This is a genomic window from Vibrio sp. 1641 (assembly GCF_033339995.1).
Classification (GTDB): Bacteria; Pseudomonadota; Gammaproteobacteria; order Enterobacterales; family Vibrionaceae; genus Vibrio; species Vibrio alginolyticus.
Window position 1 is genome coordinate 273,156 of the sequence record NZ_JAWOVP010000005.1, and the last position, 14,091, is coordinate 287,246.

The 14,091-nt window shown below is 43.7% G+C and carries 15 protein-coding genes; 11 read left to right on the top strand and 4 right to left on the bottom strand.

Annotation, left to right across the window (positions count from 1 at the left end; all coding sequences use genetic code 11):
- Nucleotides 1–2 precede the first annotated feature (2 nt).
- The 5 genes from rsxG to R7Z47_RS13575 all read left to right on the top strand — a co-directional run bounded on the left by rsxG (nt 3) and on the right by R7Z47_RS13575 (nt 3,067).
- A complete protein-coding gene (gene rsxG, locus R7Z47_RS13555; RefSeq protein ID WP_262606904.1) occupies nt 3–635 on the top strand; it encodes an electron transport complex subunit RsxG in 633 nt (210 codons plus the stop codon).
- Nucleotides 635–1,327: an electron transport complex subunit E gene (locus R7Z47_RS13560; RefSeq protein ID WP_262606905.1), complete on the top strand. Its 693-nt coding sequence runs from the start codon at nt 635–637 to the stop codon at nt 1,325–1,327. Before rsxG ends, R7Z47_RS13560 begins: the two co-directional genes overlap by 1 nt.
- 64 nt (nt 1,328–1,391) lie before the next feature.
- Nucleotides 1,392–2,033 carry an endonuclease III gene (gene nth, locus R7Z47_RS13565; RefSeq protein WP_005380743.1) on the top strand — a complete coding sequence of 214 codons (642 nt, stop codon included), beginning with the start codon at nt 1,392–1,394 and terminating at the stop codon, nt 2,031–2,033.
- A 32-nt stretch (nt 2,034–2,065) separates the two neighbouring features.
- Complete coding sequence (gene gloA, locus R7Z47_RS13570) at nt 2,066–2,482, top strand: lactoylglutathione lyase (RefSeq protein ID WP_005380739.1); 417 nt, start codon at nt 2,066–2,068, stop codon at nt 2,480–2,482.
- A gap of 150 nt (nt 2,483–2,632) precedes the next feature.
- Nucleotides 2,633–3,067 (top strand): DUF2753 domain-containing protein, encoded by a 435-nt coding sequence (locus R7Z47_RS13575; RefSeq protein WP_005384886.1) that lies wholly within the window; start codon nt 2,633–2,635, stop codon nt 3,065–3,067.
- A 120-nt stretch (nt 3,068–3,187) separates the two neighbouring features.
- On the opposite strand, the gene motY is transcribed toward R7Z47_RS13575, so the two are convergent.
- Nucleotides 3,188–4,069 carry a flagellar protein MotY gene (gene motY, locus R7Z47_RS13580; protein WP_005384887.1) on the bottom strand — a complete coding sequence of 294 codons (882 nt, stop codon included), beginning with the start codon at nt 4,067–4,069 and terminating at the stop codon, nt 3,188–3,190.
- A 341-nt stretch (nt 4,070–4,410) separates the two neighbouring features.
- Between motY and rnt the strand changes: the two genes are divergently transcribed.
- Together rnt and R7Z47_RS13590 are read left to right on the top strand one after the other, a co-directional pair.
- On the top strand, nt 4,411–5,055 hold the full coding sequence (gene rnt, locus R7Z47_RS13585; protein ID WP_005384888.1) for a ribonuclease T: 645 nt from the start codon (nt 4,411–4,413) through the stop codon (nt 5,053–5,055).
- Between the two features lie 28 nt (nt 5,056–5,083).
- On the top strand, nt 5,084–6,409 hold the full coding sequence (locus R7Z47_RS13590) for a Na+/H+ antiporter family protein (protein ID WP_005384889.1): 1,326 nt from the start codon (nt 5,084–5,086) through the stop codon (nt 6,407–6,409).
- A gap of 77 nt (nt 6,410–6,486) precedes the next feature.
- Here R7Z47_RS13590 and R7Z47_RS13595 read toward each other — a convergent pair whose 3' ends face one another.
- Nucleotides 6,487–7,116 carry a DsbA family protein gene (locus tag R7Z47_RS13595; protein WP_262606907.1) on the bottom strand — a complete coding sequence of 210 codons (630 nt, stop codon included), beginning with the start codon at nt 7,114–7,116 and terminating at the stop codon, nt 6,487–6,489.
- 74 nt (nt 7,117–7,190) lie between these two features.
- Nucleotides 7,191–7,526 (bottom strand): Grx4 family monothiol glutaredoxin, encoded by a 336-nt coding sequence (locus tag R7Z47_RS13600; RefSeq protein ID WP_017635833.1) that lies wholly within the window; start codon nt 7,524–7,526, stop codon nt 7,191–7,193.
- A gap of 284 nt (nt 7,527–7,810) precedes the next feature.
- Here R7Z47_RS13600 and sodB point away from each other — a divergent pair, with 284 nt between their 5' ends.
- The 3 genes from sodB (at nt 7,811) to R7Z47_RS13615 (ending at nt 9,931) form a co-directional block, all read left to right on the top strand.
- Entirely contained in the window at nt 7,811–8,395 is a 585-nt protein-coding gene (sodB, locus tag R7Z47_RS13605) for a superoxide dismutase [Fe] (RefSeq protein ID WP_005396533.1), read from the top strand.
- Between the two features lie 154 nt (nt 8,396–8,549).
- Nucleotides 8,550–9,053: a VC2046/SO_2500 family protein gene (locus R7Z47_RS13610; protein WP_213874813.1), complete on the top strand. Its 504-nt coding sequence runs from the start codon at nt 8,550–8,552 to the stop codon at nt 9,051–9,053.
- 134 nt (nt 9,054–9,187) lie between these two features.
- Nucleotides 9,188–9,931, top strand: a complete 744-nt coding sequence (locus R7Z47_RS13615) for an SDR family oxidoreductase (RefSeq protein ID WP_005380732.1) — start codon at nt 9,188–9,190, stop codon at nt 9,929–9,931.
- Nucleotides 9,932–10,075: 144 nt separating this feature from the next.
- Here the strand turns inward: R7Z47_RS13615 and adhE are convergent, their stop codons facing one another.
- Nucleotides 10,076–12,778, bottom strand: coding sequence for a bifunctional acetaldehyde-CoA/alcohol dehydrogenase (gene adhE, locus R7Z47_RS13620; RefSeq protein WP_005380731.1), 2,703 nt, complete (start codon nt 12,776–12,778; stop codon nt 10,076–10,078).
- A gap of 650 nt (nt 12,779–13,428) precedes the next feature.
- Between adhE and R7Z47_RS13625 the strand changes: the two genes are divergently transcribed.
- Nucleotides 13,429–14,067 (top strand): YchE family NAAT transporter, encoded by a 639-nt coding sequence (locus R7Z47_RS13625; protein WP_005380729.1) that lies wholly within the window; start codon nt 13,429–13,431, stop codon nt 14,065–14,067.
- Nucleotides 14,068–14,091: the final 24 nt, after the last annotated feature.

Sequence of the window (14,091 nt, forward strand, 5' to 3'; positions counted from 1 at the left end):
ACATGTTAACCGCTATTAGAAAAAATGGTCTGACACTCGCGATATTTGCATGTGCAACAACCGGATTAGTCGCCCTTACTCAGTACCTAACAAAAGACCAAATCAAGGTACAAGAGCAAAAACAATTACTTTCTGTTTTGAATCAAGTCATTCCAGAAAACATGCATGACAACGCACTCACGCAAGCTTGTACAATGGTCACGTCTCCAGATCTGGGGACATTACGTGCGATGCCAGCCTACCTCGCCACGAAGAATGGTGAACTAACAGCAATCGCAATAGAATCTATCGCGCCAGATGGCTACAATGGTGAGATAAAAGTGATTACTGGGATTGATAATCAGGGCAATATTTTGGGGACACGCGTCCTAAACCACCAAGAAACCCCTGGTCTGGGCGATAAAATCGATCTTCGTGTCACCGACTGGATCCTGAGCTTTACAGGAAAACAAGTCACGGAAAACAATTGGAATTCGTGGAAAGTTCGTAAAGATGGCGGCGATTTCGATCAATTTACTGGTGCAACGATCACGCCAAGAGCCGTCGTAAAAGTGGTGCGAAATACCGTTAACTACGTAAACCAATCTCGTGAAGACATTCTTAGCCAGCCGTTAGGCTGTGAAGGAGAGCAGTAATGAATGAGAATAAATTACTGATGAAAAACGGTATGTGGAGTAATAACCCCGCTCTCGTACAACTGCTGGGCTTATGTCCACTGCTAGCGGTTTCTTCCACGATAACCAATGCATTAGGTCTTGGTATTGCAACCTTACTCGTGCTAGTTGGATCCAACGTAACAGTTTCTCTTATCCGTAACTATGTGCCAAAAGAGATCCGTATACCTGTATTCGTTATGATCATTGCCTCACTCGTTACCTGCGTTCAGTTGTTAATGAATGCCTATGCGTACGGTTTGTACCTGTCTCTAGGTATCTTTATTCCTCTGATTGTAACGAACTGCATTATTATTGGCCGAGCAGAAGCTTACGCGTCAAAAAATGATGTTACACCCGCTGCGCTAGATGGTTTGTGGATGGGCCTTGGTATGACGAGCGTCTTGGTTGTTTTAGGTGCCATGCGCGAATTAATTGGTAATGGCACACTATTCGACGGAGCAGACCTTCTCCTAGGAGACTGGGCTTCAGCTCTACGGATTCAAGTTTTCCAATTTGACAATAGCTTCCTGTTAGCGCTTCTCCCACCTGGTGCATTTATCGGTGTTGGGCTGTTGATAGCGCTCAAAAATGTCATAGATAATTCAATTCAGGCACGTCAACCAAAAGAAGAAAAACCAACCATAGAACGTGCTCGCGTCACTAACGCATAACAAGATAAGGCTCTGTCATAGGAGCCTTTTTCATAAACCGCAGAGACGGTATTGGAAGTCAGCAATGAACAAAATAAAAAGAATCGAAATTCTTGAGCGATTACGAGAAAACAATCCGAATCCTCAAACTGAGCTTAACTGGAGCTCCCCTTTTGAGCTGCTAATCGCTGTATTACTATCAGCTCAAGCAACCGATGTAAGCGTCAATAAAGCCACCGATAAGCTTTTCCCTGTAGCGAATACACCTCAAAGCATTCTTGATTTGGGAGTCGATGGCTTAAAAGAATACATAAAGACCATCGGTTTGTTTAACTCAAAGGCAGAAAACACAATCAAGACTTGTAAGATCTTGTTGGAAAAACACAATGGTGAAGTTCCTGAAGATCGTGCAGCGTTAGAAGCGCTACCAGGCGTAGGTCGCAAGACCGCAAACGTCGTGCTCAACACCGCTTTTGGTTGGCCAACTATTGCCGTCGATACGCACATTTATCGCGTGTCGAATCGCACTAAATTTGCGATGGGAAAAACGGTTGATGATGTCGAGCAGAAGCTATTAAAAGTTGTGCCAAAAGAGTTCAAACTCGATGTGCACCACTGGCTCATTCTTCATGGTCGTTATACGTGCGTAGCAAGAAAGCCTCGCTGCGGTAGCTGCATTATCGAAGATTTGTGCGAATATAAAGAGAAAGTATACCCAGATAGCTAACGCTATTTGTAAATCAAAGCTAGGAGCAAAAAATGTCAAACGGTCGAATTCTCCACACTATGCTTCGCGTAGGTGATCTAGACAAATCCATCAAGTTTTACACTGAAGTTATGGGCATGCAGCTGCTTCGTACTAACGAAAATAAAGAGTACGAATACACGCTAGCGTTTCTTGGTTATGGTGACGAATCCCAAGGTGCAGTGATCGAACTGACTTACAACTGGGGTAAAACTGAGTATGACTTAGGTACCGCTTTTGGTCATATCGCCATTGGTGTTGACGATATCTACACAACTTGCGACGCTATCAAAGCGGCGGGCGGTAATGTGACGCGTGAGCCAGGTCCAGTAAAAGGCGGAAGCACGCACATTGCATTCGTAAAAGACCCAGATGGTTATATGATTGAGCTTATTCAAAATAAGCAAGCTTCAGCAGGTCTTGAAGGCTAAGCGGCACTTCTAATAATCACTTGTACTGCAAGTTGAACTCCGATTACAGGCAGGTCTGCGATCTGCCTGTCCTTTTATAAACAAAACTCTTTACTTGATAATGGTTATCGTTTAGATTTATCCGCAACTTCGATATGCGGGATTACGATAATGATCAGTGAATGGGAAAAACACACACTTCTAGCCGATACGGCACTTCAACTAGATGACCCTGTTCGCAGCATTCTTCATTACCAGCAAGCCCTAAGCCTGAGTGAAGATATTAGCGAATGTGTGGAAATTGAGGCGGACGAGCGATTATTAATTTCTGTGATTTCTTGTCATAACTTAGCTCAGTTCTGGCGTTGGGCCGGAGATACTGACTATGAACTCAAATACCTTCAACTGGCCTCTGAGAAAGTCTTAACACTTATCCCACAATGCCCAAATAAAGAGTGTGCAAGCTTTATCGACTCGATAGGATGCTGTACTAAGGCGTTGATAGACTTTATGAAGCGTCACCCTAATCCAGCTATTGCCAAACAGGTTGAAAAAATAGATACCGCAACCAATTGCGAAGTCATTGCCAAATTCCGCTTAAACTAACATTCAAATTATACAGCAGGAATCACCGAAAGGTGCTTGGCAAAATACCACTAAAATATTATTAACAACGTCAGTAAATCAAAAACGCCGAAGCTTTCAGCTTCGGCGTTTTTATAAGCATCACACTTGGGTTCGCCCTAGAGATATCACGACTCGGCGGTTTTTGTCTTTTCCTATTGGGGAACCGTTATCTGCAATAGGACGACGCTTGCCGTACCCTTGCACTTGAATTCGATCTTCCGGTAGCCCTAGAGACTGAAAATAGTCACGAAGTGACTCTGCACGTCGCTCTGATAAACTTTGACTCGCACTTTTACCATCGGTTGAATCTGTGTACGTCGCCACCAGCACGAGATCGATATCTTGATTATGTCGGATATAATCTGCAATTTGTGATAAACGCTTTTTAGAAGCCTTGGTTAACTGATCACCTTGTCTTTCGTAGTGCAAAATCGTAAAAGCAATGTCCTCAAAACTATATTTCAATAAGTTGGAAATACAGTCGCTAAACGCGTTGTACTTGTTTTGAAATAGTACTGATGACAATGCGACTTCAATTCTCTGATCTCGGCTCTGCCAATCTTGGTAACTAAAAGTCGGATAACGGCCTTTTTCCAGCTCAGACAAAATGCCCCATGCTGTTTGCCCTCCGACATAACCATCAAACTGTTTAAAAAACTTTAGGTTTGTAATTCGATCGGCGTGTTCACCTGGCCGCCAAGGTGGCGGCATAGAAATGAGACTGACGTTACGTGTTTCTCCCATCGGACGACGCATTTTTAACTCAAAGTCTAAATTGATTTTTTTATTCGCACGAGATGAAAATACCGCATCTCCAAAGCTTGGAATGGGGTGTACAAGCTGACATTCTAATGGTGTATTGACCACCATTTCCCATTGAGATTGCTGTGGAGTTGCAGCATAACGTTTGCCCATCAAAGCGAAGCTGCTTGTGCTAAACAACGAAAATACAACACCACTGGTAATCAGCCATTTCTTCATCTAATACTGTCTCTTAAACGGCAGTCTGTTGCCGTCAATTTGCATCAATAAAACCACTTCAACCGGCATGCAAAAATCTCGCCAATATAGGGTTATCTGTCACACTGCCATTAATGTGAGCCACCGTGTTCCAATCACCTTAACCGCCACTTAGCGTTTTACCTCCTCATGTTTTATCGGTTTACATGATGCAAAGTATGGCGAATAAACGTCTACATAATATGCAATACAAACTTATTGATTGGATGCAAAATAGAATTCCGGTTTTCTCTTAAATTGCGGTTTTTCTCATCGGTATAATCTGCAATAATGCAGCCTTCGTCACACAAAAATAAGCCAACATGACACTAGAAAATGAAGCTCTAACCTTGAAAAAACGCTTTCGTGGTTATTTCCCTGTGGTAGTAGACGTTGAGACCGCTGGTTTCAATGCTCAAACTGATGCACTTTTAGAAATCTGTGCCGTTACGTTGAAAATGGACGAACATGGCGTGTTGCATCCGGCCTCCACCATTCATTTTCATGTGGAACCATTTGAAGGCGCTAACTTAGAAAAAGAAGCGCTTGAATTCAATGGTATTCGTGACCCTTTCAGCCCTCTTCGAGGTGCTGTTTCTGAGCAAGAGGCGCTAAAGGAAATTTATAAGCTTATTCGCAAAGAACAAAAAGCCGCAGATTGCTCACGTGCAATTATGGTTGCTCATAACGCAGCATTCGACTTGGGTTTTGTAAACGCAGCAAATGAACGCTGTAAACTAAAAAGAGTCCCTTTTCATCCCTTTGCTACTTTTGATACGGCTACATTAAGTGGCCTTGCTTATGGCCAAACAGTTCTCGCTAAAGCATGCAAAACAGCCGGGATGGAATTTGATAACCGTGAAGCACACTCTGCGCTTTACGATACACAAAAAACAGCAGAATTATTCTGCGGTATTGTCAACAAATGGAAGGCCCTCGGCGGTTGGCCGCTTGTCGACGAAGAATAATAAGTAAACACAACATATTAGGAAAAGTATGAATCCTGTCGTTATATCAGTGTGCGTCATGCTCGTGTTAGCATTGATGCGCGTAAACGTGGTGGTTGCCCTCACGTTTAGTGCCATCGTAGGCGGCCTAGTCGCAGGCATGAGCCTTGGGGATACGGTTGCCGCATTTGAAAGTGGTCTAGGTGGCGGTGCAACTATCGCGCTAAGCTACGCCATGTTAGGTACTTTCGCTGTTGCCATCTCGAAATCAGGCATCACGGATCTACTGGCCAAAAGTGTTATCAAGCGCTTAAATGGTAAAGAAAACTCGGCGTCAACTACCGGGTTAAAGTACGCGGTGTTAGTCGCGCTCGTTCTTGTCACTATGTCATCTCAAAACGTAATTCCGGTCCATATCGCCTTTATTCCAATTTTGATTCCACCTCTTTTGGGCGTATTTGCGAAACTTAAGCTCGATCGACGTTTGGTCGCGTGTGTTCTTACCTTCGGTTTGATCACACCTTACATGATCTTACCTGTTGGTTTCGGCGGTATTTTCTTAAACAACATTCTATTAAAGAACCTACATGACAACGGTTTGGAGAATGTGATTGCAAGCCAAGTCCCAACCGCCATGTTACTGCCAGGTGCAGGGATGCTGTTTGGTCTATTACTGGCTATCTTTGTGAGCTATCGTAAACCGCGTGTCTACAAAGAAACTGAGTTGACTGTCGTTGACGAAACCGATCACGTCATTAATAAAAAGCACATCTTAGTTGCGGCACTTGGTATTGTCGCTGCTTTGGGTGTTCAGCTTTACACGGGTTCAATGATTATCGGTGCTCTAGCTGGCTTTATGGTGTTCACTTTCGGCGGCGTTATTGCATGGAAAGAGACGCACGACGTATTTACTAAAGGTGTACACATGATGGCAATGATTGGCTTCATCATGATCGCAGCGGCAGGTTTTGCAGCAGTAATGAAGCAAACTGGCGGTGTTGAAACACTAGTACAATCGCTATCAACCAGCATCGGTGACAATAAGCCTTTAGCTGCACTACTGATGCTGATCGTTGGCCTATTAGTAACAATGGGCATTGGTTCATCGTTCTCTACGATTCCAATCCTTGCAACTATCTATGTTCCTCTTGCGCTAGCATTCGGTTTCTCGCCGATGGCAACGATTGCACTGGTAGGTACTGCAGCGGCGTTAGGTGATGCAGGCTCTCCAGCTTCTGACTCTACATTAGGCCCTACATCTGGTCTAAATGCCGACGGTCAACATGAGCACATTTGGGAAACAGTCGTTCCAACCTTTATCCATTACAATATCCCTCTAATCATCTTTGGTTGGATTGCAGCAATGGTGCTTTAATACTATTGTTTGGATGGATGTACATTAGTTACGAAAAAGCCGCTCAATGAGCGGCTTTTTGTTATTCATAACTGTGGTTATTGCGCTGGCATATTGTCAATAATACGCTCACGAATCAGCTTCAAGGTTGGTTCTGTCGACAGGTAATCGACGGCAATCGGAAAATAAGCGTCGTTAATTTTAAGAACCAAGCTAGGGTAAGAGCTCACACCTAGGCTCTTTGCAAGGCTCAATTGATCTTCGAACACACCTTCTAAGAAAGAGCCATCCATGTCATTCTTGAATTGCTGAACATTCAAGCCAATTTCTCTCGCTAGTTGCAAGTGAGTGGCTTCTTCATGAGGAGGCATCGCACGTAAGTAATACGCATGCTGAATCGCTTCTAGCATCTGCTCATAAGAGTCTTGAAAGCCCGCTGCAATAACCGCACGACAAGATTGGTAAGTGCTTCTTACTGGCGTACAAAGCTTCCAGAAATCGTAGTTAAACTTAGTGCCTAACTGGCGCTCAATCTGCTTCCAAATACCTTCGAGTTTTTGTTGCATCTCGGGCGGCATCGGTAAATTAGTATCTGGCGCAAGACCACCAACCACATACTCAAACTGAATCACACCTGGCAGTTGCTGTTTTAGTTTATCCAGCGTTGGTTTGTAACCCCAACACCAACTGCACATTGGGTCATGCACGTAGTAAAGCTTTATGTTCATTCCACTAACCTAAAAAGAAAAAGGAGCCAGTACGGCTCCTTCGTATTCTATCGCTAAATGTGAGTATTTACGAATTACTCAGCTTGATCTTCAGCGCGCGCTGCTGCTTCTTTGATTAGAGGCTGCAGTTCACCTTTTTGGAACATTTCTAGAATAATGTCACAACCGCCGATAAGCTCACCTTCAACCCATAGTTGAGGGAAAGTTGGCCATTGCGCGTACTTTGGTAACTCAGCACGGATATCTGGGTTTTGCAGAATGTCTACGTAAGCGAACTTCTCACCACATGCCATTAGTGCCTGTGACGCTTGAGAAGAGAAACCACAGCTAGGTAGTTTCGGTGATCCTTTCATGTACAGCAGGATTGAGTTTTCAGAGATCTGCTGTTTGATTTTGTCGATAGTTTCCATCGCTTCCTCATTCATGGGTTTGAACTTTATTTATTTGCCACATTCTACTCAATAACGACAGAATAAAAACCATATAATTAATAAGGCTTAATTTTAGGTTGCTTATTGGCGAGCAATGCAGCACTTCACCACTGCTAACCTCTTAAAATATTTTCATATCGGGGTTTTAATAAAGTAAAAACTTGCTAAAATACTTAGCAAGTCAGCCTTAAAGGCGACATAGCTATAAAAAACACTGGAAGCAATCGAAAGGTCATCCTTTCAAATCAATGGAGAATCGAGTAATGGCATTTGAACTACCAGCTCTTCCTTACGCGAAAGACGCACTAGAACCACACATCTCAGCAGAGACTCTAGACTACCACCACGGTAAGCACCACAACACTTACGTTGTTAAGCTTAACGGTCTTATCCCTGGTACTGAGTTCGAAGGCAAAACTCTAGAAGAGATCATCAAGACTTCTACTGGTGGCGTATTCAACAACGCAGCGCAAATCTGGAACCACACGTTCTACTGGCACTGTCTTGCTCCAAATGCGGGCGGCGAGCCAACTGGCGCAGTTGCAGACGCTATCAACGCAGCATTCGGTTCTTTTGAAGAATTCAAAGCGAAGTTTACTGATTCAGCAATCAACAACTTCGGTTCTTCATGGACTTGGCTGGTTAAGAAAGCTGACGGCTCTCTAGAGATCGTTAACACATCTAACGCTGCTACTCCTCTAACAGAAGAAGGTACAACACCACTTCTAACTGTTGACCTATGGGAACACGCGTACTACATCGATTACCGCAACGTACGTCCTGATTACATGAACGGCTTCTGGGCTCTAGTAAACTGGGACTTCGTAGCTGAGAACCTAGCGAAGTAATATACTTCCCCCTAAGTTCAATTTAGTCTTATTCAAAAGCTCGCTATTTAGCGGGCTTTTTTGTTTCGCCTTCCCTAGCACCTTTAAATAATTCCCTCTTTTACTAAAGTTTTTCTTATCCACGCCGTTAAAAGAGCATCGAGCGAGGAACATCATGCAAATTCATACGTTAGACAAAGCTGCAATTATCAACGAACTTCAGTTCGGTAATGGTATTAACCATGCCGTACACGAAGGTCGTCGTGCGGATTTCTCGCTGATTCTGTCTATGTTCTCTAATGATGTTCGCGATGTGGTCCCAGTTGAAGAGGTCCAGGAAGTCATCACCAGTGACAGTATTCTTCGCCAACAATTGGGTTTATCGCAACCTCAAGCTCTTCGTTCTAATAGCAGCAGCTATGAACTCGCAGCTGAACAAGCGAAACAGTTTCACGATGCAGGATTGCCTTCCGCAAAGCTGAGCCATTACCTAAAACCAGATGCGCTGACTTACCTGCCTGAAGACACATTCAACCTACCAGAGGAGGTTTATCACAACCTATCTGGTCATGAGCGACGCAGATTGGGCGAACGCAACAAACAACTGATCCCAGATGCTGGGCTATATAATCAGCTAGTGACGGCTCAACGTCAGCATCAAATTCAAGCTAAAGCATAGAGATCCGCTTTTTATCCAATAGCTTGCAATACCTACACGTCAGAAATGTGACATCTTACAAATTACCGCACAATAGTCCTCACTCGAAAGCGTTAGTTTGAAGCCTTTCACACTGAACCCAACGAATTTCAACCATGCTATTAGCACAAACCACTGGTGTATTGTTTTTCACATATGGATACAGTGAAGGTGCTATGGATATCAAAGAATCAATTATTCTCGTCACGTCTGCAGGTTCAGTTATAGGAAGAACCTGTGCAAATCACTTTGCTCACCTTGGAGCAACGTTGATTCTTTGTGACCAAAATTCTAGCGCTTTGAGAGCGAGCTATGAGCAAATCAGCGCTTTCACTGACAAAGTGTATGCGATGAATGTGTGTAGTGATAACACAACGTCCATTAACTTATTGTTTGACCAGATAGAATCACAGCTACGTGCGACACCAGATGTGATTGTTAATTGCTGGACCAGCTCCCCTATGCCTGGCTTAATGGCGCCAGAACCAATGAGTACTTACATTGATCACTTGTCGTCTGCGGCACGCTTCCTTTATACCTACGGCCAAGTAGGAGCAGAGCGCTTTCGAGCCAGAAACAAGAAAGGCGTCATTGTTAACGTCATTTCTCATGACAACCATGAAGACTTTACGGGAGTTGAAAGCATGGCGGCGTTGGTGTCAGGTTTTACTCACAGCTGGGCAAAAGAACTCACACCATTCAACATTCGAGTGGGCGGCGTTATTCCCTCGGTAAATCATACAAAAGAAGAGCTCAACGAGAGGCACTGGGCTGAGATCCAAGACGAACTAGTCCGCAACACAGCATACATCGTCGCGAATGAATACTTCAGTGGCCGAGTAGTTGCGACCGAAGTGTAAGCATACACAGCAACTCTGTTTTCCCAAGCCAGATGTAACTCCTGCACCAAAATAAAAAAAAGCCCCAGTCATTTGACTGGGGCTTTAACCTTTTCCCGATTAAGGTTCCGTGCTAGCGAAAACCTTGCTCACTCGATTTTTTAATTACGCGTCAGCTTTTTCTTTCTTTGCTTTAGGTGCTGCTTTTGCTGCTTCTTGGTCTGCTTTCTTCTTGATAACAGTTGTACCTTCGAAAGTTTCGCCTTCAACAAATGCTTTACCGTAGTAAGAAGCCATCAACACATCTTTAAGTTCGCTGATTAGAGGGTAACGTGGGTTCGCACCAGTACATTGGTCATCGAACGCTTCTACCGCTAGCTCATCCAGTTTCGCTACGAAATCTGATTCAGCAACACCTGCCGCTTGGATAGACATTGGGATGTCTAGGTTAACTTTTAGTTCATCCAACCATGCTAGTAGACGTTCAATCTTCTGAGCAGTGCGGTCACCTTCTTGGCTTAGGCCTAGGTGGTCAGCAACTTCAGCGTAACGACGACGTGCTTGTGGACGGTCGTATTGAGAGAACGCAGTTTGTTTAGTTGGATTGTCGTTCGCGTTGTAACGTACCACGTTAGAGATAAGTAGTGCGTTAGCTAGGCCGTGTGGCAAGTGGAACTCAGCACCCAGTTTGTGAGCCATTGAGTGACAAACACCTAGGAATGCGTTCGCAAATGCAACACCAGCGATAGTAGCTGCGTTGTGTACTTTCTCACGAGCGATTGGGTCATTTGCACCGTTCGCATAGCTTGATGGTAGGTACTCTTTTAGCATCTTAAGTGCTTGAAGAGCTTGGCCATCTGAGTATTCGTTAGCAAGAACAGAAACGTAAGCTTCTAGAGCGTGAGTTACTGCATCGTAACCACCAAATGCTGTTAGAGACTTAGGCATGTTCATTACTAGGTTCGCATCAACGATTGCCATGTTTGGCGTGATTTCGTAGTCAGCTAGTGGGTATTTAGCACCAGTCTTGTCGTCAGTAACAACCGCGAATGGAGTAACTTCTGAACCAGTACCTGAAGTTGTAGTGATACATACAAGCTCAGCTTTTTTACCCATTTTAGGGAACTTGTAGATACGTTTACGGATGTCCATAAAGCGCATTGCTAGTTCTTCAAAGTGAGTTTCTGGGTGCTCGTACATTACCCACATGATTTTCGCTGCATCCATTGGTGAACCACCGCCTAGCGCTAGGATAACGTCAGGTTGGTAGCTAGCCATTTGAGCCGCACCTTTTTCTACTACAGACAGTGTTGGGTCAGCTTCAACATCGAAGAATGTTTGAACTTCCATGCCTTGAGCTTTTAGTAGGCTTACTACGTCATCTGCGTAACCGTTGTTGAATAGGAAACGGTCAGTTACTAGGAATGCACGTTTCTTACCTTCTAGATCGCCCAGTGCGATTGGAAGGCTACCACGACGGAAGTAGATTGACTTAGGTAGTTTATGCCACAACATGTTTTCAGCTCGCTTCGCTACAGTTTTCTTGTTGATTAGGTGTTTAGGACCTACGTTCTCAGAGATAGAGTTACCACCCCAAGAACCACAACCTAGCGTTAGAGATGGCGCAACGTTGAAGTTGTACAAGTCACCGATACCGCCGTGAGTAGTCGGGATGTTGATTAGGATACGAGCTGTCTTCATCTTGTCACCGAAGTAACGGATACGATCAGCGTTAGTATCTTGGTTAGTGTAAAGACCAGATGTGTGGCCGATACCACCAATCTCAACCATAGTTACCGCTTGAGCAACCGCGTCTTCGAAGTTGTCAGCACGGAATAGACCTAGAGTTGGAGATAGTTTCTCGTGAGCGAATGCGTCATCGTGAGATACTTTGCCCAGACCTTCACCAACAAGAACTTTAGTGTCTGCTGGAACTTTAACGCCTGCCATTTCAGCGATTGCTGCTGCTGGCTGACCTACGATTTTCGCGTTTAGCGCGCCATCGATAAGAAGCACTTTACGAACTTTATCAGCTTCTGCTTTGCTTAGGACATAAGCTTTGTGAGAAGCAAAACGCTCTTTCACTTCGTCGTATACTTCATCAACTACGATTGCAGCTTGCTCAGAAGCACATACTACACCGTTGTCGAAAGTCTTAGACATAAGGATAGAAGCAACAGCACGTTTGATGTCTGCTGTTTCATCGATAACAACCGGAACGTTACCTGCACCTACACCGATTGCTGGCTTACCAGAAGAGTAAGCGGCTTTAACCATGCCAGGACCACCAGTTGCAAGGATAAGCGCGATGTCATCGTGTTTCATTAGAGCGTTTGAAAGCTCAACAGAAGGCTGGTCGATCCAACCGATGATGTCTTTTGGTGCGCCTGCTGCTACTGCTGCATCTAGAACGAGTTTAGCTGCATCGTTAGTTGAGTTTTTCGCACGTGGGTGTGGTGAGAAGATGATACCGTTACGAGTCTTCAAAGAGATTAGAGATTTGAAGATCGCTGTAGAAGTTGGGTTAGTCGTTGGTACGATACCGCAGATGATGCCTACAGGCTCAGCGATAGTCATAGTACCTAGGTTGTCATCCTCTTCTAAGATGCCACACGTTTGTTCGTCTTTGTATTTGTTGTAGATAAACTCAGAAGCGAAGTGGTTCTTGATTACTTTATCTTCAACAATACCCATACCAGATTCTTCTACCGCTTGTTGAGCTAGCGGGATACGGGCCTGGTTAGCTGCAAGCGATGCTGCACGAAAGATTTTATCTACTTGCTCTTGAGAGTAAGTAGCGAACTCTTCTTGCGCTTTCTTAACGCGAGCAACCATTGCATCTAGTTCAGCCATATTAGTTACAGGCATAGGGAATCTCCTAAAATTAACAAATATTAAAAACTTTTTACTAAGGCTATTACTTATCGTTTTTACTGTTTATCAGTCACTTAGAAAACAAACGTCTTAGTAAATTGCTTTCAGGACTGAGTATAATATTTCAGAGTGTGAAAAAAATTGACTTGGATCAGTTCTCACCACCTAAATACTACCAAAGTGGTGCCTCATCACACCAAAATGACATAAATCACTGATAAACAAATAAATTAACTTTCATTTTTTATTGAGTAAAAAAGAAGCAAATGGACAAATAAATAAAAGAAACTACAACAACCTGTAAAAAAGTTTCATTTTTGACCAACAAAATTACATGTAGGCCCAATTCTTTGTGCCACTGAGAGTATATCGAACCGAATACATCTCTCTACAAACCACCTTGGTTTTTATCAAAAATGTGCGAATGTTAACGTTTATGTAAAACAGTGCAATTTATCAGCAACTTTATAGGTAACATTTCCTTTCCAGATTAGATACAGTTTATTAAAGAATTAGTTTTTCTCACTTAAATGGCAGGGAATGCGTTAGTTTTTTTCATTTCTTACAACCTAACTTTTGCCTTACATTACGCCCAAATTACCCCTTCTCCTTTTCACTAATGTGAACTTTGATGAGTAAGCAACATGCAAACTTTTGAACTTGCTATCTTCTTGCAGTTTTTTCTCGGTTTGGTCGCCGCAGTAAACCCTGTTGGTATCATGCCTGTGTTTGTGTCACTAACCGGGCATATGACACCCGACGAAAAGCGCAATACGGCAACAACAGCAAATGTGGCTGTTGCGATCATCCTGATCATTTCGCTTTTTGCTGGTCAGTTACTGTTAGACATGTTCAGTATTTCTCTGGATTCGTTTCGTGTCGCTGGCGGGTTGCTATTACTTAGCATCGCATTCTCGATGATGAGCGGTAAACTGGGGGAAGATAAGCAGAACAAACAAGAGAAAACGGAATACGTCAGTCGTGAACAGATTGGTGTGGTCCCTCTTGCAATGCCTTTAATGGCAGGTCCTGGTGCAATCAGTTCGACTATTGTTTATGGTGCACGCTACCCAAGCATGTTCGATACCGTGGGCATTAGTATTACGATTGGTTTGTTCTGCCTTTGTTCATGGCTATTATTCCGTTCTGCCCCATTGATCGTACGATTTTTAGGTCAAACTGGAATCAACGTCATTACTCGTATCATGGGTTTGATATTGGGCGCGCTTGGCATAGAGTTCATTGCGAATGGCTTACGCAACTTATTTCCAGGATTAGCCTGAGTTTCTATAAAATTGTATGATAGA